Below are 22,024 nucleotides of genomic sequence, written 5' to 3' on the forward strand. Positions count from 1 at the left end.
ATGAAAAAAAGCCCGGTATTGTTCGAAAAAAAGGAATTATGTTGTGGCTGCACTGCTTGTCAGGCTGCATGTCCCCAAAATGCTATTCATATGGTGAAAGATGAAGAAGGATTTAACTATCCGACTATAGATAGAGTATGTTGTGTTTCGTGCTTAAAATGTGAAAAAGTGTGTCCTATAAAAATACAGGAACAGAAAAGATGCAAAATCGCTATTATTACCCTTTATGATGACAATAATATAGGAAATAAATTACAAAATTTTGCCGTTCAGGAAATTTTGCTTAACCGAGGATACGAAGTTAGAACTATTGTAGGAGAACTGGAAGGACAGGATAATAAAAATTATATTTTACAGATAAAAAGATATATTGCCCGAATAATTGCTATTTTAGGATGTGGGAAAGGAAAATATAAGCGCTATGCGTTAGATGAGAAAAGATGCAACAGGTTTAAACGGTTTTCAGAAAAGTATTTGTTGCTTGGTGAAAAAATAAACGTATTCAACTTGCCCAATACGTTGAGTCAGACGTATGATTGTTTTGTTGTTGGCAGTGATCAAGTATGGCATAATTGGACAGCGTCAGAACAAGAATTATATTATTTTTTTCTTCAGTTTACAGATAAGAAAAAGAGAATATGTATTGCACCAAGCTTTGGGTTTGATGCTGTCCCTTCAGAAGAACGGGATATATATATAAAAGGTCTGGAAGGATTTGAATATTTATCTTGCAGGGAAGAAAGCGGTGTGGCTCTTATTAGAGATTTGACCGGGAAATCGGCAGAATTATTAATTGACCCTACAATGTATATTCCAGTAAAAACATGGCATGACATGGAGAAGAAACCATCATATTTGCAAACAAATGAAAAATATATGCTAGTGTATTTGTTGGGAAATGGAGCTCAAAAGGCGAGGAACGAAAGCAAGATAATAGCTCAAAAAAATAAACTAAGGATTATTGATATTTTCGAATTTGAGCAGGAAAACTTTTATCTGACGAATCCGGAAGAATTTTTATATCTGGTAGAAAATGCTGAAATAATCTGCACAGATTCATTTCATGGTTGTGCTTTTTCTATTTTATTCCATAAAAATTTTCTGTGTTTTAACAGAGAAGGAACGAATGCCGAAAATATGGAGAATCGTCTTAGTACATTGCTTGGAAAATTTTGTTTAAAAAACAGAATGTTCGATGAATGGATAAAAGCTGGAAAACCAGAATTAACAGCAGCTGTTTATTATGAGGCAGAAAAAATACTGAAAGAAGAAAAAGTGAAATTTGGCAGGTATTTAGATGAAGTCTTTAATAATGAAGATCGGAGATAATTTAAAAAAGATAAGTGCGCTGCCGGTTGCGGTAAAAGCATCTGTAGCGTATATGGTTGTTAATTTTTTACAAAAAGGGATTTCGTTTTTGACGGCTCCTATCTTTACCAGACTATTAACAACATCTGAGTTCGGGCAGATATCAATTTATTCATCTTGGGTAGAGATTATGGCGATATTTGCCATGTTTAATTTATACAGCAGCGTATATAATAATGGCATTTTAGAGTATAAAGATGATGAAAAATGCTTTACATTTTCTGTGCTGACATTAGCCAACGTGCTGACAGCAGCTGTGTTTTTTATTGTATGGTTTATTAATCATTTTGTCTTTCGTTTTCTTCAGATTTCTGATCTGCTTATTATATTTATGTTTTTCTGCTTTATATGGGAGCCAGCGTTTGAATTCTGGAAGACACAGCAAAGATTTGCGTATCGATATAAGGCAATTTGCGTATATACAATACTTATCATGATTGGCTCGCCAATACTTGCTGTTATCGGAATTTATATTTTTCCGGCATATAAAGTTGAGGCCCGAATCATAGGCGCTCAGATTATTAATATTTTGTTAGGGATAGGGTGTTATGTGCTGGAAACATACAGAGGAAGACTGAAAATTAAATTCCAATATTGGAAATATGGATTCCTATATAATCTTCCTATGCTGCCATATGCTATTTCTACGTATATTTTGAATTGTAGTGACCGGATTATGCTTTCTTATTTGATTAATGACGCGGCAGCCGGGTTATATAGTATTGCATATACGGTAGCTTCAGTGGTCTCTGTCCTTTGGACATCAATAAATGCGACATTGACTCCTACAATTTATAAAAGATGCCATAATAATCAAATACAAACATTGTCTTCTCTCGTAATTCCAATAGTAACTTGTTTTGGGATTGTATGTGTTGTTATTATGGGATTGGCGCCTGAGATAATTCGTTTTTTGGCTCCTGCCAGTTATCTGGAAGGAATTAACGCGGTTCCGGCTATTGTAGGAGGGGCATTTTTTAATTCTGTATTTACAATGTATTCAAATATTTTTTGGGTTAAGAAAAAGCAAAATTATATTATGTTCGCAGGAATATTTGCAGCAGTTTTGAATTTTGTATTGAATCTTTTGCTGATTCCTCATTTCGGGTATATGGCAGCCGGATATACGACGCTTGCGTCCTATTTCCTTCAGGATGCGGGTATTTATTTCCTTTCTAAAAAGGTAATCGGAGACCGTGTATATAAACGTGAAGCAGTATTTGCTTTGGCAGCCGTTGTGTTGATCAGTGCATCGGTTTTCCCGATAATTTATCAATATGTATTATTAAGATATTTAATTTTGATAATACTTATGATAGTTCTGTGGAAAAAGAGGAATGTATTTCTTGCAATCCGAAAACCGGATATGCTATGATATACCATAACTTACACGAGGAGGACCCTGTTATGGAAAATACGACTGTTTCCAAAAACTTTATTGAGATAGAGATCGAAAAAGACCTTGCCGAAGGCGTCTACGACACCGTGCACACCCGTTTCCCGCCGGAGCCCAACGGCTACCTGCACATCGGGCATGCCAAGTCCATCCTGCTGAACTACGGACTGGCGAAAAAGTACAACGGCAAGTTTAATATGCGTTTTGACGACACGAACCCTACCAAGGAGAAGGTAGAGTTCGTGGAGGCGATCAAGAAAGATATCCAGTGGCTGGGCGCGGACTGGGAGGACAGGCTGTTCTTCGCGTCGGATTATTTCCCGCAGATGTATGAGGCTGCGGTGAAGCTGATCAAGAAGGGAAAGGCATACGTCTGCGACCTGAGCGCGGAGGAGATCAGGGAATACCGCGGCACGCTGACCGAGCCGGGCAAGGACAGCCCGTACCGGAACCGCAGCGTGGAAGAGAACCTGGAACTGTTCGAAAACATGAAGAACGGCGTGTATGGGGATGGAGAGAAGGTGCTGCGCGCCAAGATCGACATGTCCTCTCCCAATATGAATATGCGCGATCCGGTCATCTACCGTGTGGCGCACATGACGCATCACAACACCGGCGATAAATGGTGCATTTATCCCATGTACGATTTTGCCCATCCCATCGAGGACGCCATCGAGGGCATCACGCATTCCATCTGTACGCTGGAATTCGAAGACCACCGTCCGCTGTACGACTGGGTAGTGCGGGAACTGGAATATCCCCATCCGCCGCGGCAGATCGAGTTTGCCAAGCTGTATCTGACCAATGTGGTGACGGGTAAGAGATACATCAAAAAGCTGGTGGAAGAAGGAGTGGTAGACGGCTGGGACGACCCGCGCCTGGTGTCCATCGCGGCGCTTCGCCGCCGGGGATTCACGCCGGAATCGATCCAGATGTTTGTGGATCTCTGCGGCGTATCCAAGAGCCAGAGTTCTGTGGATTATGCCATGTTGGAGTACTGCATCCGGGAGGATCTGAAGATGAAGAGATCCCGTATGATGGCGGTGCTGGATCCGATCAAACTGGTCATCGACAATTATCCGGAAGGTCAGGTAGAGTACCTGGACGCCGCCAATAACCTGGAGAATGAGGAACTGGGATCCCGGAAGATTCCGTTCTGCCGGGAACTGTACATCGAGCGGGATGACTTTATGGAAGAACCGCCGAAGAAATATTTCCGTCTGTTCCCGGGCAACGAGGTGCGCCTGATGCACGCATATTTTGTGAAATGCGAGAGCTTCGTAAAGGATGAAAACGGAAAGGTCGTCGAAGTACACTGTACCTATGATCCGGAGACGAAGGCAGGAAGCGGCTTTACCGGACGGAAAGTAAAAGGGACGATCCACTGGGTGCCGGCGCCGTACGCCGTGGATGCGGAAGTACGTCTGTACGAGAATCTGATCGACGAAGAAAAGGGCGTCTACAACGAGGACGGCAGCATGAACATCAATCCCAATTCCCTGACGGTGACGCAGGCGAAAGTGGAGCCTGCGCTGGCCGGATCAGAGGCTTATGAGAGCTTCCAGTTTGTGAGAAACGGATTTTTCTGTGTGGACGCGAAGGACTCCAGGCCGGACGCGCTGGTATTCAACCGGATCGTGTCGCTGAAGAGTTCCTTCAAACTGCCGAAGCAGAATTAGGATATGTATGAGATTGCGCTGCATCTGGACGTACATGGGGAAAAGACTCTGTATGAGCAGATATACGAATACTTGAAGGATGAGATCCAACGGGGAGCCGTCCGTCATGGAGAGCGGCTCCCGTCTACCCGTATGATGGCTTCCAGGCTGGAGGTCAGCCGCACGACGGTGCAGCTGGCCTATGAGCAGCTGGTATCCGAGGGATATGTGGAAAATGTTCCTTGCCGGGGATATTATGTATGTCAGGTTGGAGAGCTGTACCAACTGGATACGCCGGTGCCGGAGAAGGCAGATTCCGGAAGGCAGGAACGGAAAATGTACAAGTATGATTTTTCTCCGAATGGAGTGGATCTGAAGCATTTTCCTTATCCTGCCTGGAGAAAGTTAAACAGAGAAGTGCTGCAGGACGATCAGAAAGAACTTCTCAGGCTGGGTGACGCCCAGGGAGAAGAGGGGCTAAGGAATGCCATAGGCAGTTATCTGCACCAGGCCAGAGGCGTGCAGGTTCATCCGTCCCGCATCGTGGTCGGAGCGGGAAATGATTATCTGCTCATGCTTCTTCGGAGTCTTCTGGGAGGAGAGTACCGGATCGCCATGGAGAGTCCCACATACCGCCACGCTTACCGGGTATTTCAAAGTCTCGGGTTTGACTGCTGCACCGTATCCATGGACCGCCATGGGATGAATGTGCAGGAACTGTGGGAGAGCGGGGCGGACATCGCGTACGTGATGCCGTCCCATCAGTTTCCGCTGGGGACAGTGATGCCCATCCGCCGCCGCCAGGAACTGCTGCGCTGGGCGGCAGCGGAACCGGGGAGATATATTCTGGAAGATGATTATGACAGCGAATTCCGCTATGTAGGGAAACCGATCCCTGCTTTGCAGGGCATAGACAGGAATCACAGAGTCATTTATATGGGAACATTTTCCAAATCCATCGCCCCGGCCATCCGGATCAGTTATCTGGTGCTGCCGCCGGAACTGTCGGAAAGATATGAAAGCATCGGAAGAAGTTTTTCCTGTACGGTATCCCGTACGGATCAGAAGATGCTTCAGCTTTTTATGGAACGGGGATATTTTGAACGTCATCTGAACCGGATGCGCGCCGTGTATAAAGGCAGGCACGATATACTTTTGTCGGAGATCCGGCAGATCGGCGGAGTCCGTAAAGTCCTGGGAGAAAGGGCGGGGGTACACATTCTGCTGCAGTTTTCCGCGGACAGATCGGAGAAGAAACTGGTGGAAGGCGCTGCCGGCGCGGGAGTCCGCGTCTACCCGCTATCAGAGTATTGTATAGATCGGCAGGAACATCCGCCGACAGTCCTGCTGGGATATGCCGGTATGGAAGAAAACGGGATCCGGGAAGCGGTGCGCCTGCTGGCGGAAGCCTGGAATGGAATATAAACAGTCCAGGGCGGCGGAAAAACAGGGACAGGAAGAAAGCGTGACGTTCTGAACTGTTCCAGATAAACATGAAAAAAGAACCGGCGGCGCCGGTCCTTTTTTAATCGGATTACTCTTTTGTGATTTCTTCTTCCGGAGCGGAGGCATCGTCGGATGTCTCTTCACCGGACGCAGACCGGACAGGGATATCTTCGTCTTCGAAGATCTCTTCCTCCGTATCGAAGGCACTGACTTCTTCTTCCTCATCGTCGTCAGCAGCGTTATCTTCATCGAAGACTTCATCCAGTTCTTCGTCTTTTGCAAAAAATCTGCGGTAAACATACAGACCGCCGATGACAGCGCATACAGCCGCCAAAAGAGTCATAAGCGTTTTCAAAAGTTTTTTCATTTTGAACACTCCTTTACATCATGACATTTATTTCCTCTTATTTTATATCAAATAGACCTGGTTGGAAAGATAAAAATCATTAAATTTTAAGAAATTATCCGTTGAGCTTTCCGGTATTTTCTATTACACTATAAGATATGCGGCGGGAAGGCGGCTTTTCGCCATTTTCGCGCGTCTGTAATTTCAAAATATAACGATAAAGGAAAAACAATGGTTCGATTAATTATCAGCGATATAGACGGGACTCTGGTGCCGGAGGGATGTACGGCCCTGAATCCGGAGTACTTTAAAGTGATCCGGGATCTGGCGGATCTTGGCGTTTCATTTGCGGCGGCCAGCGGACGCCAGAAGAGCAGCGTGGACGCAGTGTTTCATGAAATATGCGGCATGATTTATTATGTGTCGGATAACGGCGGGTTTATACAGAAAAATGGAATTCCGCTGAGAAAAATATATATGGACAGGGAAAAGCTGGAGCAGTTTCTGGAGGAAGCCCGGAACCTGCCCGGATGCCGGGTGCTTCTGTCCACTCTGGACGGATATTATACAGACGATCAGGATGAAGCGTTTCAGAAACTGGTATTTGGGCAGTATAAAGGCACAGGCGGAGTGACGGACGATCTGTCCCGGTATACGGATCAGTGTATTAAAGTAAGCCTGTACGGGGATAACGGTTCTCAGGGACTGAGAGAGCAGCTCTATGACAGGTGGAAGGATGTCTTTTCCATCAATATTTCCGGTGAGAAGTGGCTGGATATTAACAGCCCCGAGGCCACCAAGGGAGGCGCGGTCCGCTATATTCAGAACGAACTGCGCGCGACGCCGGCGGAGACCGTGGTATTCGGCGATAATTTTAATGATATTTCCATGTTGAAGTGTGCGGACAGAAGCTACGCGCCGGCAGGCTCTGCTCCGGAAGTCAGGGCGGCGGCCCGGTATGAGGTGGATTCCTATAAAGAAGACGGCGTGCTTCAGGTGTTGAAGCAGTTGCTGGAGGAGGTCAGACATGAAAAAGAAAAATAGATATGCGGCCGCGGTTCTGGCGGCAGTGATGGGGATCTCGCTGGCAGGCTGCGGCAATACCCGGATTGTGCTGACAACCGGGCTGGGGGCTGATGAGTTGTTCCGTATCGGGAAAGTATCCTGCAGGCTTCCGGAGGCGCTGGTGTATCTGAATAATCAGAAAAATCAGTATGAAAACATATACGGAGTGGAAGTCTGGGATCATGACTTCGGCGGGATTACGCTGGAAGAATATCTGAAGAACCAGGTGATTTCCCAGCTGGCGCAGGTGAAAAGCATGGTGCTGCTGGCGGAGGAACAGGAGATCACTCTTTCTGATGAGGAGACCGCTTCGGCGGAGCAGGCGGCTGCGGATTATTATGCCACGCTGAGTGAAGAGGAACTTTCGCTCCTGAAAGTGGACCAGGAAGATCTGACAGGGATGTATGAGGATTACTGCCTCTCCGAGAAAGCTTATGACCAGGTTATGGAGGCCGTCAGTGTGGAGATCAGCGACGATGAAGCCAGGATTATCCAGATCCAGCAGATACTGGTGCCGGAAGAACGGCTTGCCGGCGAACTGAAATCCAGACTGGATGAGGGAGAAGACTTCGAGAGTCTGGCGGCCAATTATTCCCGCGCATCTCAGACTACCGTATCCATTGCCCGCGGAGATATGGACGAGACTTATGAGGAAGTGGCGTTTAATCTGGACAATGGAGAGGTCAGCGATGTATTTGCCGATGACGGAGGCTACTACATCCTGAAATGTGTCAATACCTACATGGAAGACGAATCGGAAGCGAATAAGTCCAGGCTGGAACAGGCCAGAAAAGAAGAAGGTTTCCGGGAGACGTATAATACCCTGATGGCGGATACTCTGTCCGAATATCAGGAAAAATTGTGGGAGAGGGTGAATCTGGCGGATTATGAAGAAGTGAAGACAGATTCCTTTTTTGAAGTGTACCGGAATTATTTTCCGGAAGATTGACAAAAGGGCCTGCGCTGAATCTGACAGCAGATTTTGCGCAGGCTCTTTTCGGGATTATCCCAGCAGTTCTTTCAGGCATTCCATCAATTCTGTATTTTTCTCCGGCATCATAAAGCAGAAACGGAAAAAGGTTTCGTCTTCCAGACCCGGGAAAGTGGAGCAGTCCCGGAGCATCAGGCCCCGGCGAATGGCATGGAGGAAAATGTCGTATGCGGTGACGCCTTCCTTGAGGATGCGCACCAGGATAAAGTTGGCCCAGGGACGGTAGACTTTTACATTTTTCCAGGATGCAAGCTCCCGGAAGACGCGTTCCCGCTCGGAAGAGATCAGTTCCCTGGTCTGTTCGATATATTCCCGGTCTGTGAACATCAGGCTGCCTGCCACGTCGGCCAGGCTGTTGAGCGTCCACGGATTTTTCCGTTCGCGGATCTCGGCAAGGAGATCCAGGTTGCTTGTCATGGCGTAGCCCAGGCGCAGCCCGGGCGCGGCGAAGAACTTGGACACTCCCCGCAGAATGACGAAATTATTATATTCTTTTAACAGTCCGACGGCGGAGACCCCGGCATTTTCCGGAGCGAATTCCGCGTAAGTCTCGTCGATCATGACGAAGGTTCCCAGTTTCCGGCAGCAGTCCAGGATCCGCCGCATATCGTCGGGGAGAACCGCGGTAGAGGTAGGATTGTTGGGGTTGCAGATCACACAGATATCCGGCCTCTGCGCGGACAGTTCCCGGCAGAAATCTTCTGTGTCCAGTTGGAAATCCAAAGTTTCCTGAAGCGCGTAGTACCGGACTGATCCGCCGCACAGACGGATTTCCCGCTCATATTCAGAATAAGTGGGAGAGACGATGAATGCTTTCCCCGGGGGATGGATCTGGATAAACAAAGAGATTAATTCTGTACACCCGTTCCCCACAAGGATCTCTTCGGGCCGGCAGCCCGCGTATGCGGCGATATGGCCGCGAAGTTCCGTGTATTCCGGATCCGGATAAGCGGAGACCGCGTCGATATGCGACGCCAGTCCTCTGCGCATACGGGGAGAGATCCCCAGAGGGTTGACATTGGCCCCGAAGGCGGTGATCCGGTCTTTGGGAATTCCGAAATATTTTTCGATTTTTTCCAGGTCGCTGCCGTGAAAATGCTCTTTGGCTTCCAGCAGCTTTTCTTTTGCTGTATTCATAAAATGATTCCTCGCTTGTCTTCTTATGCGCCGCAGTTGCACGGCGCGCTGCGTCAGTGGTATAATAATACCATTAAGGTCAAAATAACTTTTGGCTCCGGTACCTTAGTATAATCTTTAATCAGGAAAATAACAATAGTCAAAGCCGGCTTTTTGCCGGCAGGTTTGGGGCGGGATCTGCATGAAAGAAAAAATCATTGATTTTTCAAATGGGAAATTCACATATGAACAGCCGAAGCTGATTCTGGAACCGTCGGAACTGGAGATGGAACTGGGAGAAGGCGACGAGGCGCGCGGAAGCATCCGTGTCTCTTCCTCAGATGAGAGAAGGGTCAAGGGAACGGTGCTGTCAGAGATTCCCGGCATGACGCTTTATGGGAACAGTTTCTTCGCCAGAGCTGCCAGGGTGGAGTTCAGCTATACGCCGCGGTGGATCCGGCCGGGAGAACAGAAGACGGGCAGACTCCTGTTTCTGACCAGCGCCGGAGAATATGAGATCCCGGTGCAGATCCGGATCCGCAGCCGGGAGGAAGCGCCGGAAAAAGAAGAGATTCCTTTGCCGTCTCTTCCGGAGAAGGAGCCCGAGGAAACTCCCTTCCGGAAGGGCAGAGGAAGAAGCGCCGCGTGGACAGAAAGGCGAAAGCAGGAGGAGGCCCTTTTTGAGATTGAACGGGAGCTGGAAAAGGAACGGCGCGGCGCATGCACTCCGAAAGAATCGGTGAAAAGACTCCGGGAACTGGCGGACCGTCTGCGCAGCGCGGACGCGGAGTCGGCTTTTTATCTGCTGCTGGATGCGTGGGTGATGATCCGGGAGGACCGGAGAGAAGAGGCGGGCTGGATCCTCCGCAAGTATGAACGGACGCGCCTGTTTCAGCAGAGGGAAGTCTCCGTGCGAGCTCTGTTTCTGTATGTAAATACATTGTACCAGGGACAGGGAGAGAAAAATTCCTCCGGGGTGGCACAGCTGCAGAAACTTTACCAGAGATATCCGGAAAACTGGCTGGTGACTGCCTGCCTGCTCGAACTGGATCCGAAGCTTTCCAGGAATACGCGTACCCGTTATATGGTACTGGAGCGTCAGTTCCGAATGGGAACCCGGAACCGGCTGCTCTATCAGGAGGCGTGGAATATTTTAAGCCGGGATCCGGCGCTCTTTGAGAAGCTGGACGCATTTACTTTGCAGACACTTTACTGGGCTGCTTCCAGAGGGCTGCTTACGCCGGAAGCGGCTCAGGCGGCAGCCCGGCAGGCGTCCAGGCTGAAGAACTGGACATGGCTGTCCGCGAAGCTTTTAAAAGCCTGTTATCAGGTTCATCCCTGCAAAGAGACGGCGGGAGCTGTCTGTTCCGTCTATATACGGGGGCACAGAACGGATTCAGACGCGTTTGTCTGGTATCAGAAAGGCGTGGAACTGGATGCCAGGATTACGAATCTTTACGAGTATTTTATGTACGCGCTGCCGGAGAACTATTCAAGGATCCTTCCCAAACAGGTGATTCTGTATTTCAGTTATCATAATACGCTTACCAGCCATCAGAAGACGGTATTTTACTGTAATCTGGCAAGATACGGGTCCAGAGAGGATCCGGCGTGCGAGGCGCACCGGAGGCCGCTGCAGGAGTTTTTGATGGAGCAGCTGTCAAAAAGAAAAGTCAATGAAGATCTGGCATGGCTGTATGAACGGTGCCTGCGGGCGGATACTCTGGAGGAACATCTGCTGGAGGCGCTGGCAGATGTGCTGTTTTTGAGGAAATTGACCTGTGAGGAGAAAAGAATCCGCCAGGTGGAGGTCCGTTACGAAGAGCTGGAAGAGCGGATCCGGGTTCCCCTTGCAGGGGGAGAGGCCTATGTGCCGGTCTACACACCGGGAGCGCAGATTGTGCTCATAGACGAGGAAGGCCGGGAATACCGACGCACCGTGCCGTACAGCCTGAAAAAGGTCCTGATTGAACCCAGATTTATGCAGGCCTGCGTGTCCGGCCTGAAACATCATACGGGTCTGAATCTGTACCTGTTGGAAGGGAAGGGGAAGCACCGGCTGAACAGCGAAAACGTGGAGATCGCGTACCGGCTGCTGGAAGACAGCCGCATAAAAGAGAGCTGGCGGCGCCGTCTGAAAATAGAGCTGCTGAAATATGAGCGGAAACACGGACGCATGGAAAAACTGGATGAGAGGCTGAGCCTGGGAGATGCAGAGCTTGGGATGCTGACAGGAGAAGAGAGGGCTTCTTATATGGAAGTCCTGGCTGAGTCCGGGGATCGCGGCAAAGCTTTTGAACTTTTGGAACAGTATGGAGCGGACGGCATGAATGCCCGGAGCCTGCTGCGCCTGATCCTCTGGAAACTGGGAGAAGGAGGAGACCATAAGTCTCTGATACCGTTCGCGGTTCAGGTCTTCCGGCAGGGAGTCTATACGGAACAGATCCTGGCTCTGCTGGCAGAATACGGACAGGGAAGCGTGGAAGAACTGCTGGCGGTCTGGAAAGCGGCGGAGGATTTCGGATTGTGTTTTCCGGCGCTGGAAGAACAGATCCTGGCCCAGGCACTGTTCACGGAGCATCATGTATGCCAGGTTTTTCCGGTATTTGAAGCAATGGACGATCGGGGAGGAGACCGGACTTTGTGTATGGCCTGCCTGAATTATCTTGGCTGGCTGGATTTTGTCAGAGGACAGGAGGTGCCCGAAGGGCTGTTTGCCAGTCTGGAACATCATTTCATCTGGGAAGACCGTCTGTCGGAAGCGGCGGGGCTTTCTTATCTGAAACAACTTTCGGTGCTTTTGCTCCTGACAGAGGTGCAGAAAAAGCTGGTGCGTAAGATGATGAAAGAGCTGGGAGAAAAGCGCCGGTATTTTGCTTTTATGCAGAAACTGTCTCCGTTCCTGACGGAACGGGTGATGCCGGACGGACTGACGGTGGTGGAATACCGCTGCAATCCGGCGCACCGGGTAATTCTCCATTATGTACTGGAATACCACGGGAAAAAGACGTTTGATTATATGACGGAACGTATCTACCCGGTCTGCGGGGGCGTGTTCAGCCGGGGCTTCGTGTTGTTTTACGGAGAACGTCTTACCTGGTTTTTTACGGAAGAACGGGAAGATGGATCGTCTGTATCCACAGAATGCCGGACTCAGGAAAACCGGGAAGAACAGATCCTGGGCGGAGGCAGATATCAGAGGCTCTGCCAGATGCAGAAGGCGCTGGACTGCCGTCAGGACCGGAAACTGAAAAAAATGATGGCAGAATATGAAGAACTGACTGATCTGGCAGAGACTCAGTTCCACCGAAAATAAAAGGAGGAACGGGATGAAAATGACGAATGGACAGGCTCGGCTTTTAGCAGGAATTGATTTCAGGGAGGTATATCCCTGCGTATGTTACCAGACAGAACAGATGAAAGAGCCGGAGGCTCTCCCGCTGGATTTTAGAACATGCAGCGGAAGACAGGGGATGTTTCGCAAGATTCTTTCGGCGCTGAAAAAGTTTGCGCCGAAAGAACAGCTCCAGGCGGCAGTGGTGCTTCCCGATACGGAAGAAGAGACGGTACGGCTGTATCTGAAAGAAGCCTGCGAGGCAGGATTTGACCGGGGACAGCTTCAGGTGCTGGGAGAGGCGGAGAGTTTAGTGCATTTTACCATGCATCAGACGGCGGATATCTGGCAGCAGGGAGTATGGTTTCTGGAATTCGGACAGGAGGAGGTGCGGGCCACCTGCCTGAAAATAAACCGCCGTATGACGCCCCTGCTGGTCGAGATGCAGGAACCGGAATATTGGCATGTGGGAAACTTGCTGGAGGGGAGCCGGGACGAACGGCTGGCGGAGACAGTCAAAGAGCGATTCGGGAAAATGCCGGTATCTGCGGTGTTCCTGACGGGTACAGACCTGAATGCCAGAGAGTACCGCAGGAGCCGGGAGGAAATATGTTTTCACAGGAGGGTGTTTCTTGCGGAGCAGATCTATGCCAGAGGCGCGTGCGTGGCGGCGGGGGATGCGGGCAAGAGCCGTGCTTATCTGTTCCTGAATGAGCAGACCTTGCGCTATAATGTGAATATCCGGAGCCGCCGGGCAGGGAAAGAGCAGTTGTATACGCTGATCAGCGCCGGCTGCAGCTGGTATGAGGCAAAGGCCTCCTGTGAAGTTCTTCTGCTGGAGGAACCGCTGTTGGAGTTTGTTTTTTCTTCTATGCTGGGCGGAGAGCCCATCCGGGAGGGACTGCTGCTTACGGATATTCCGGAAAGGCCTCCGGGAGCGGGAAGGCTGCTGGTGGAAATGTGGTTTTCCGGCCCGCGGCAATGTGAAGTGAAGGTGTCGGACCTGGGGTTTGGAGAACTTTATCCGGCATCGGATCTGTACTGGAAAGAAACGTTCTGGCTGGAAGAGGAGGATTCTTATGGGGCTGGTGACGATCTGCAAATATAAAAGAACATCCACGCCTTTTTTCATCGAACAGGCGGGGATCAACCTGTACAGCCTGGAGGAGCTGGCATGGTTTTTATACCATAATATATGTCTGGCCGACCGGCAGATGTTCGGAGACCGGTTATGCCGCTGGCTGTCAGAAGAGGCCGGCTGCGCGGATCTTGCACGCCGCATTCAGGCAGGGATCGCTGCAGGCAGCAGTTTCCAGAATCTGGTTCTTTCGGTGGTGGGAGCGGCGGACTTGTATGACAGCCGCGAACTCTCGGAGCTCGGGGAGAGGCTGAAAAGACTGGGATCGCTGCAGGAGCAGGAACGTCTTAAGATGCGGGCGGATGAACTGCTGGATAACCGCAATGAGTGGGCGGCCATGGAAGAATACCGTCATATCCTGCGGATGCATCAAAACAGCCGTTTGGGCATGGCTTTCTATGGCGCGGTATGGAATAACCTGGGGGTCTGTTATGCCAGGCAGTTCCTTTTTCAGGAGGCTGCCGACTGTTTTGAGACATCCTGCGAATATGCTCCGGACGAAGAAGTGGAACGTCAGGCAGATCTTGCCAGACAGCTGGCAGGAGGAGAAATACCTCTCCCGGAGGGAAAAAAGACCGAGGATGTGCTTCTGCAGAAGAAACTGCTCCGCTGGGAGAAGGAATACCGTATGAGACAGAAATGAAAAGCTTGACATATGTCTCTCCGTCTGTTATGATTTTGGCGTTATCAGAGCACTTTATCGTGCTAATGTGATACCAAAGGAAATAAGAGGAGGAACTTGGATATGAAAAAGTGGATGGCAGTCATGCTCGCTGGTATGATGACCGCAGCGTCTCTTGGCGGCTGCGGAAGTACAGGAAGTACTGCGGAGACGGAAGCACCGGCGGAAGAGACGGGTACTGCGGAGACAGACGCTTCTGACGCGGCTTCGGAAGATGCGGCAGCGGAAGACAGCGCCGCAGGAGAGAGCGATATGGCGTACGTACAGGAAAAAGGTACGCTGGTAGTTGGCATCACCGACTTCGCTCCCATGGATTATAAAGACGAGAACGGCGAATGGATCGGCTTTGACGCGGATATGGCGAAGGCATTTGCCGAGAGCCTGGGCGTGGAAGCAGAGTTTGTAGAGATTGACTGGGATAACAAGATCCTGGAGCTGGATGGAAAAACCATCGACTGCGTATGGAACGGCATGACTTTGACTGAGGACGTGCTGAGCGCCATGGAGTGTTCCAACGCATACTGCAACAATGCGCAGGTAGTGATCGTGCCGGCGGATGTGGCGGATCAGTATCAGGATGAAGAGAGCCTTGCAGATCTGACCTTTGCAGTAGAGGCAGGCAGCGCCGGAGAAGAGCAGGTACAGGCTCTGGGATTGAATTATACGCCGGTGACGGCACAGTCGGACGCTCTGATGGAAGTGGCGGCAGGCACTTCTGACGCGGCAGTGATTGATTCTCTGATGGCGGCGGCCATGGTAGGAGAGGGTACCGGATATGAGGAGCTGACCTATACTATCGGACTGAACAGCGAGGAGTACGGCGTGGGCTTCCGCAAAGGTTCCGATCTGGCGGCAGCGCTGAATGATTTCTTCGCATCCAGTTATGCGGACGGCACCATGGAGTCTGTTGCAGAGACTTACGGAGTACAGGCAGCTCTGATCGAGCAGTAACAGAACATCAGATTTTAAGCGTCGGCGGATCAGGGGCGCAGCCCCCGGTCCGCTGATTTTACGGAATACGACAGGAAAGAACAGGGGAGAACTATGGAATTGATCATGGAGCAGATGCCGATTGTCATTCGGTCGCTGAATATTGGTTTTATACAGACTTTGAAACTGTTTTTTGTGACCCTGGCCGGCGCGCTCCCGCTGGGCCTGGTCATTGCATTTGGCTCGATGTCCCGCTTCCGGCCTCTCAAATGTCTGGCACAGCTGGGGCTGCCCGGATGGCTGACGGAGTTCCGGCCTATAAGCTGCGTGACACGGATCGTGGTATGGATCGTAAGAGGAACCCCGCTGATGATCCAGCTTTTGATTATCTACTATTTTCCGGGGCTGGTATTGAATAATCCCATCTGGGGAGGCGGGGAGAGCGGCCGTTTTCTGGCGGCGTCGGTGGCGTTTATATTTAATTACGCCTGTTATTTCTCTGAGATTTACCGCGGAGGCATCCAGAGTGTTCCGGCGGGGCAGGAAGAAGCCGGTCTGGTGCTGGGCATGACCAGAAGCCAGATCTTTTTCAAGGTTACGCTTCTGCAGATGATCAAACGGATCGTGCCTCCCATGTCCAATGAGATCATTACGCTGGTGAAAGATACTTCTCTTGCCAGGATTATCGCTCTTCAGGAGATTATCTGGGCGGGACAGGCGTTTCTGAAAGGTTCCCAGGGAATCTCCGGACAGATCTGGCCGTTGTTCTTTACAGCGCTTTATTATCTGGTTTTCAGCGGCATCCTGACCATACTGCTGGGAAGGCTGGAAGAAAAACTGAATTTCTTCAGGTAAAGGAGGGAAGAACATGCCTATCTTGGAAGTGGAACATTTATGCAAAACATTTGAGCGCACGGAAGTGCTGAAAGACATCAGCTTTTCCCTGAATCAGGGACAAGTGGTCTCCATCATCGGTTCTTCGGGCAGCGGCAAGACTACGCTTCTGCGCTGCCTGAATTTTCTGGAGCGCCCGGACAGCGGAATCATCCGGGTCAACGGAGAAGTGCTTCTGGACGCGGGAAATCCCAGTCCGGATCCGGATTCCGTGATCCGCAGGAAGCGCCTCCATTTCGGGCTGGTTTTTCAGTCTTTTAACCTGTTCCCGCAGTACACGGCGCTGGAGAATGTGATGCTGGCGAAGGAACTGCTTGCAAAAGAGCAGCCGGATTATAAGGCGAGGAAAAAGGAGATTCATGAGGAGATCCGCGTGCTGGCGGAAGAACTGCTTGAGCAGATGGGGCTTAAAAACCGGATGAGCAATTATCCGCATCAGCTGTCGGGAGGCCAGTGCCAGCGTGTGGCCATTGCCAGGGCTCTGGCGCTGAAGCCGGATATCCTCTGCTTTGACGAGCCTACCTCGGCGCTGGATCCGGAGCTGACCGGAGAAGTGCTCCGGGTCATCAAAGAGCTGGCCGACCAGCAGACGACCATGGTTATCGTCACCCATGAGATGGCGTTTGCCAGAGACGTGGCGCATCATGTGATCTTTATGGATGACGGATATATTCTGGAGCAGGGAACGCCGGAGGAAGTATTCGGAAATACCAGAGAGGAGCGTACCAGACAATTTCTGTCCCGTTTCAATCAGGGATAATTTCTAAATAAAAAAGGTGGCATCAGATGATTTTAAATGTACAGAAGCAGTACGGGGAAGAGAATCATGGCCTGCGCGAAGAGTGCGGAGTTTTTGGCATCTATGATTTTGACGGCGGAGATGTGGCGCCTACAGTCTATTATGGACTGCTGGCGCTGCAGCACCGGGGTCAGGAGAGCTGCGGTATCGCGGTGGGGGATACGGACGGCCCCCGCAGGGTGGTGAACCATAAAGATATGGGTCTGGTAAATGAAGTTTTTACGCCAAAGATCCTGGAGAGCATGCACGGTGATATCGGCATCGGGCATACCAGATATTCGACGGCGGGAAGCAGTACGCGGGAGAATGCGCAGCCGCTGGTGCTTAATTACGTAAAAGGTACGCTGGCGGTGGCCCACAACGGGAACCTGATCAACGCGCCAAAGCTCCGGCATGAGCTGGAATACAGCGGGGCGATTTTCCAGACAACGATCGACTCGGAAGTGATTGCGTATTATATTGCCAGAGAACGGTTGAAAACAGGGACGGTGGAGGAAGCTGTGTCCCGTGCCATGGACAAGATCCAGGGCGCTTATTCTCTGGTGGTCATGTCCCCGAGAAAACTGATCGGGGCAAGGGATCCCTACGGATTCCGCCCGCTCTGTATCGGGAAGAGAGATAACACTTATATTCTTGCGTCGGAGACCTGCGCGCTCCAGACCATAGGGGCAGAATTTATCCGCGATGTGGAGCCGGGGGAGATTGTCAGCATATCTCCGAAGTACGGGATTGTATCGGACCGGAGCCATTGTCTTCCCAGAGAAAAGGAAGCGAGATGTATCTTCGAGTATATCTATTTTTCCAGGGCGGACAGTTATATGGACGGAATCAGCGTCTATAATTCCCGGATCCAGGCGGGAAAATATCTGGCCATGGACAGTCCGGTGGACGCGGATCTGGTGGTCGGTGTGCCGGAGTCCGGAAATGCCGCGGCGCTGGGATATTCCCTGCAGTCGGGTATCCCTTATGGGACCGGTTTTGTGAAAAACAGTTATATCGGACGCACCTTCATAAAACCGAAACAGAGCAGCCGGGAATCCAGCGTCAGCGTGAAGCTTAGCCCGCTGAAAGAAGCGGTGGCGGGAAAACGGGTGATTATGATAGATGATTCCATCGTCCGGGGAACCACCAGCGACCGGATCGTGAAGATGCTGCGGGAGGCCGGAGCCGCGGAAGTGCATATGCGGGTCAGTTCGCCGCCATTCTTATATCCCTGCTATTTCGGGACGGACATCCCGGCCAGGGAACAGCTGATCGCCTACAACCGTTCCGTGGAAGATATCCGGAAGATCATAGGGGCCGATACGCTCGCCTATCTCCGGCTGGAACGGCTGAACGACATCGTGGGCGGCCTGCCTCATTGCCAGGGCTGCTTTACAGGCGAATATCCCCTGGAGCCTCCCACGGAGGATATCCGGGGCAGTTACGAACCATAAACTAGTGAGAAAGGGAAAGGAAAACAAAGATGAGTACAGACAGATACAACAGTCCGTTGTCAGAACGCTATGCCAGCAAGGAGATGCAGTATATCTTTTCTCCGGACAAAAAATTCCGCACATGGAGAAGACTGTGGATCGCTCTGGCGGAGACAGAGAAAGAACTGGGACTCCCGATTACCCAGGAGCAGATCGATGAGCTGAAAGCTCATGCGGATGACATAAACTATGATGTTGCGAAAGCACGGGAAAAAGAAGTGCGGCATGATGTGATGTCTCATGTATACGCTTACGGCGTTCAGTGCCCGAAAGCCAAAGGAATTATCCATCTGGGAGCGACTTCCTGTTACGTAGGGGATAATACCGACATTATTGTGATGACGGAAGCACTGAGACTGGTCCGTAAAAAACTCATCAATGTGATCGCGGAGCTGGCAAAATTTGCCGACCAGTACAAGGCTCTTCCCACGCTGGCGTTCACACATTTTCAGCCAGCTCAGCCTACTACGGTTGGCAAACGCGCGTCACTGTGGCTGCAGGAATTCTGCATGGATCTGGAAGATCTGGATCATGTTCTTGGGACCATGAAGCTTCTGGGTTCTAAAGGAACCACCGGAACGCAGGCCAGTTTCCTGGAACTGTTTGACGGAGATCAGGAGAAGATCGACAAGATCGATCCCATGATCGCGGAAAAGATGGGATTTGAGAAATGCGTCCCGGTATCCGGCCAGACCTATTCCCGGAAAACTGATACGAGGGTTCTGAATGTGCTGGCAGGGATCGCTGCCAGCGCCCACAAGATGTCCAATGACATCCGTCTTCTGCAGCACCTGAAGGAAGTGGAAGAACCCTTCGAGAAATCCCAGATCGGTTCTTCTGCCATGGCTTACAAGAGAAATCCCATGAGGAGCGAGCGTATCGCCTCTCTTTCCAGATATGTGATGATCGACGCGCTGAATCCTGCCATCACTTCCGCCACCCAGTGGTTTGAGCGTACCCTGGACGATTCTGCCAATAAACGGCTTTCTATTCCGGAAGGCTTCCTGGCAGTGGACGGCATCCTGGATCTTTGCCTGAATGTGGTGGACGGTCTGGTGGTTTACCCGAAAGTGATCGAGAAACATTTAAGAAGCGAGCTTCCGTTCATGGCGACAGAGAATATTATGATGGACGCGGTAAAGGCCGGCGGAGACCGCCAGGAGCTGCATGAAAAGATCCGTACGCTTTCCATGGAAGCCGGAAAGACGGTGAAGGAAGAAGGTAAAGAGAACAACCTGCTGGAGCTGATCGCGGCGGATCCGTCCTTCAACATGACTCTGGAAGAACTGGAAGCCTGCATGGAGCCCTCCCGCTATACCGGACGCTCCGGGCGGCAGGTGGAGATGTTCCTGCGGGATGTGGTGAATCCTGTCCTGGAAGCCAATAAAGACGTACTGGGCATGAAGTCGGAGATTAACGTGTAGTCAGACGTGATATGAAAAGCTCCGCCGGAACGCGCGAAGAGGCGCGCTCCCGGCGGAGCTTTCTGTATGGCGGGCTTTACAGTTTCTTCCCGGTCAGCATCTCATATGCCTGCAGATATTTCTCGATCGTCTTTTCTACAATCTCGTCAGGCAGGGTCCAGTCATTATCCGGATTTGCTTTGAGCCAGTCGCGGGCAAACTGTTTGTCGAAGGACGGCTGGGAATGCCCCGGCTCATAACCGTCCGCCGGCCAGAAACGGGAGCTGTCCGGCGTCAGCATCTCGTCGCCCAGGACAATATTTCCGTTTTCGTCCAGGCCGAATTCAAATTTGGTGTCCGCGATGATGATCCCTTTTTCCAGGGCGTAATCCGCGCATTTTTTGTAGAGAGCGATGGTGTAGTCTCTCAGCTTGGAAGCGTATTCCTCTCCTTTGCCGGGGAAGCATTTCTCCAGGTGATCGATGCTCTGTTCATAAGAGATATTTTCATCGTGATCTCCGATCTCGGCCTTGGTAGACGGCGTATAGATGGGCTCCGGAAGCTTGTCGGATTCTTTCAGCCCTTCCGGAAGACGGATGCCGCAGACCGTGCCGTCTTTCTGATAGCTTGCCCAGCCGCTTCCGGTGATATATCCGCGGACGATGCACTCTACCGGCAGCATGTTCAGCTTTCTGCACATCATGCTGTTGCCGTCGAACCGTTCCTGGCGGAAAAATTCCGGCATATCGTTCACATCTGTGGATATCATGTGATTCGGAAGAATGTCGGAAGTCAGATCAAACCAGAAGCGGGACATCTGGGTCAGTACAGTACCTTTCTTGCGGATAGTATTTTTCAGGATCACGTCGAAACAGCTGATCCGGTCGGTCGCCACCATAATCAGGCTGTCGCCGTTATCATAGATTTCACGGACTTTACCTTCTTTGATGGGTTTCAAAGTCGTTTCATTCATGGAATGTACCTCTTTTCAATGTATTTTTTTTAGCATAGTAGATTTTAGGGGAAAAATCAAGGATAATTGACGAAAAGGGGTTTTTGTGGCATTATGAAGGATATGGTTTGTCCGGAAAAATGGAGGAAAAGTCATGTATACCTATCATTTTCAGGAATGGTTGATATTTTTTTGCTTTTATTGTGTGTTTGGATGGTGTTTTGAATCGGCATATGTATCTCTTGTCAGCCGCCGTCCGGTAAACAGGGGCTTTCTGAAGGGACCTTGGCTCCCTTTGTATGGAAGCGGCGCGGTTGTGGTGCTCTGGCTGACGCTTCCGTTCCGTACGCATCCGTTCATGGTCTATCTGGTGGGGGCGTTGGGAGCGACGGCGCTGGAATATGTGACCGGAGAGGCAATGGTTCGTTTATTCAAAGTCCGGTACTGGGATTACAGCAATCAGAAGTTTCAGTACAAGGGGCATATTTGTCTGAGTTCTTCTGTTGTCTGGGGCTTTTTAAGCCTTCTGATGGTTTATGTGGTTCATGAACGGGTGGCGTTGCTGGTATTCAGAATCCCCGGTGAAATCCGGTCAGTGCTGGCTTTCACGGTCGCCATATGCATGGCGTGCGACACAGGAGCCGCGTTCCGCAGAACCATGGATCTGCGGGAGGTATTGCTGCAGGCAGAACAAATCCGTATGGAACTGGAACGCAGAGCGGCAGAGAAAAAACGTCTGTTTGACGCGGCGGCTGTTTTTACGAAAGCAGCGGTGGAAGAATCCATCGAAAACCGCAAGGAAGCTCTGCTCCAGTCAAAAGACCGTATCGCGAGCCGGACAGCTTCCGTTCTGGAGACGGCGCAGCTGGAGGAACGCCTGGAGCAGCTCAGAGAACGTATGTCCCGTATAGGAGAGCGTCCGCTGCTGCAGAGCCCCAGAGCCCGGTTTATGACGTTGTTTGACGATACAGGAGATATCAGGGAACGGATCCGTAAAAGAAAGAAAAAAAGCTAATATTTTGTGCGAGGAG

General features: G+C 50.7%; 18 protein-coding genes. 15 read left to right on the forward strand and 3 right to left on the reverse strand.

Translation table 11 applies throughout. From position 1 onward, the window contains the following. From B5F29_RS01510 to pdxR, 4 genes are read left to right on the forward strand one after another with little or no spacing between them, the layout of a single operon-like run. Nucleotides 1-1,329, forward strand: coding sequence for a polysaccharide pyruvyl transferase family protein (locus B5F29_RS01510; RefSeq protein WP_087152904.1), 1,329 nt, complete (start codon nt 1-3; stop codon nt 1,327-1,329). Continuing rightward, nucleotides 1,298-2,743: a lipopolysaccharide biosynthesis protein gene (locus tag B5F29_RS01515; RefSeq protein ID WP_087152905.1), complete on the forward strand. Its 1,446-nt coding sequence runs from the start codon at nt 1,298-1,300 to the stop codon at nt 2,741-2,743. The genes B5F29_RS01510 and B5F29_RS01515 overlap by 32 nt, the downstream gene beginning before the upstream one ends. 32 nt (nt 2,744-2,775) lie before the next feature. Continuing rightward, on the forward strand, nt 2,776-4,443 hold the full coding sequence (locus B5F29_RS01520) for a glutamine--tRNA ligase/YqeY domain fusion protein (RefSeq protein WP_087152906.1): 1,668 nt from the start codon (nt 2,776-2,778) through the stop codon (nt 4,441-4,443). Nucleotides 4,444-4,446: 3 nt separating this feature from the next. Continuing rightward, on the forward strand, nt 4,447-5,847 hold the full coding sequence (gene pdxR, locus B5F29_RS01525) for a MocR-like pyridoxine biosynthesis transcription factor PdxR (RefSeq protein WP_087152907.1): 1,401 nt from the start codon (nt 4,447-4,449) through the stop codon (nt 5,845-5,847). Nucleotides 5,848-5,956: 109 nt separating this feature from the next. On the opposite strand, the gene B5F29_RS01530 is transcribed toward pdxR, so the two are convergent. Next, entirely contained in the window at nt 5,957-6,235 is a 279-nt protein-coding gene (locus B5F29_RS01530) for a hypothetical protein (RefSeq protein ID WP_087152908.1), read from the reverse strand. Nucleotides 6,236-6,445: 210 nt separating this feature from the next. Here B5F29_RS01530 and B5F29_RS01535 point away from each other — a divergent pair, with 210 nt between their 5' ends. Next, nucleotides 6,446-7,258, forward strand: coding sequence for an HAD-IIB family hydrolase (locus tag B5F29_RS01535; RefSeq protein WP_087152909.1), 813 nt, complete (start codon nt 6,446-6,448; stop codon nt 7,256-7,258). After that, on the forward strand, nt 7,242-8,228 hold the full coding sequence (locus B5F29_RS01540; protein ID WP_087152910.1) for a peptidylprolyl isomerase: 987 nt from the start codon (nt 7,242-7,244) through the stop codon (nt 8,226-8,228). Before B5F29_RS01535 ends, B5F29_RS01540 begins: the two co-directional genes overlap by 17 nt. Before the next feature lie 54 nt (nt 8,229-8,282). Here B5F29_RS01540 and B5F29_RS01545 read toward each other — a convergent pair whose 3' ends face one another. Next, entirely contained in the window at nt 8,283-9,386 is a 1,104-nt protein-coding gene (locus B5F29_RS01545) for a pyridoxal phosphate-dependent aminotransferase (RefSeq protein WP_087153061.1), read from the reverse strand. A gap of 202 nt (nt 9,387-9,588) precedes the next feature. Between B5F29_RS01545 and B5F29_RS01550 the strand changes: the two genes are divergently transcribed. From B5F29_RS01550 to purB, 8 genes are all read left to right on the forward strand, one after another. After that, nucleotides 9,589-12,702, forward strand: a complete 3,114-nt coding sequence (locus tag B5F29_RS01550; RefSeq protein ID WP_087152911.1) for a DUF5717 family protein — start codon at nt 9,589-9,591, stop codon at nt 12,700-12,702. Nucleotides 12,703-12,715: 13 nt separating this feature from the next. After that, nucleotides 12,716-13,828 (forward strand): DUF5716 family protein, encoded by a 1,113-nt coding sequence (locus tag B5F29_RS01555; protein WP_087152912.1) that lies wholly within the window; start codon nt 12,716-12,718, stop codon nt 13,826-13,828. Then, complete coding sequence (locus B5F29_RS01560; RefSeq protein WP_087152913.1) at nt 13,800-14,501, forward strand: tetratricopeptide repeat protein; 702 nt, start codon at nt 13,800-13,802, stop codon at nt 14,499-14,501. Before B5F29_RS01555 ends, B5F29_RS01560 begins: the two co-directional genes overlap by 29 nt. Before the next feature lie 102 nt (nt 14,502-14,603). Further along, a complete protein-coding gene (locus B5F29_RS01565) occupies nt 14,604-15,491 on the forward strand; it encodes a transporter substrate-binding domain-containing protein (RefSeq protein ID WP_087152914.1) in 888 nt (295 codons plus the stop codon). 93 nt (nt 15,492-15,584) lie between these two features. After that, a complete protein-coding gene (locus B5F29_RS01570; protein WP_087152915.1) occupies nt 15,585-16,325 on the forward strand; it encodes an amino acid ABC transporter permease in 741 nt (246 codons plus the stop codon). Between the two features lie 13 nt (nt 16,326-16,338). Then, entirely contained in the window at nt 16,339-17,124 is a 786-nt protein-coding gene (locus tag B5F29_RS01575; RefSeq protein WP_087152916.1) for an amino acid ABC transporter ATP-binding protein, read from the forward strand. A 26-nt stretch (nt 17,125-17,150) separates the two neighbouring features. Continuing rightward, a complete protein-coding gene (purF, locus tag B5F29_RS01580) occupies nt 17,151-18,599 on the forward strand; it encodes an amidophosphoribosyltransferase (RefSeq protein ID WP_087152917.1) in 1,449 nt (482 codons plus the stop codon). A gap of 29 nt (nt 18,600-18,628) precedes the next feature. After that, entirely contained in the window at nt 18,629-20,062 is a 1,434-nt protein-coding gene (gene purB, locus B5F29_RS01585; RefSeq protein ID WP_087152918.1) for an adenylosuccinate lyase, read from the forward strand. Nucleotides 20,063-20,138: 76 nt separating this feature from the next. On the opposite strand, the gene B5F29_RS01590 is transcribed toward purB, so the two are convergent. After that, nucleotides 20,139-21,014, reverse strand: a complete 876-nt coding sequence (locus tag B5F29_RS01590) for a phosphoribosylaminoimidazolesuccinocarboxamide synthase (RefSeq protein ID WP_087152919.1) — start codon at nt 21,012-21,014, stop codon at nt 20,139-20,141. 133 nt (nt 21,015-21,147) lie between these two features. Between B5F29_RS01590 and B5F29_RS01595 the strand changes: the two genes are divergently transcribed. Beyond that, a complete protein-coding gene (locus B5F29_RS01595) occupies nt 21,148-22,008 on the forward strand; it encodes a putative ABC transporter permease (RefSeq protein ID WP_087152920.1) in 861 nt (286 codons plus the stop codon). The last annotated feature ends 16 nt before the right edge of the window (nt 22,009-22,024 follow it).

The sequence above is a fragment of the Lachnoclostridium sp. An196 genome, assembly GCF_002160135.1.
Lineage (GTDB): Bacteria > Bacillota > Clostridia > Lachnospirales > Lachnospiraceae > Hominiventricola > Hominiventricola avistercoris.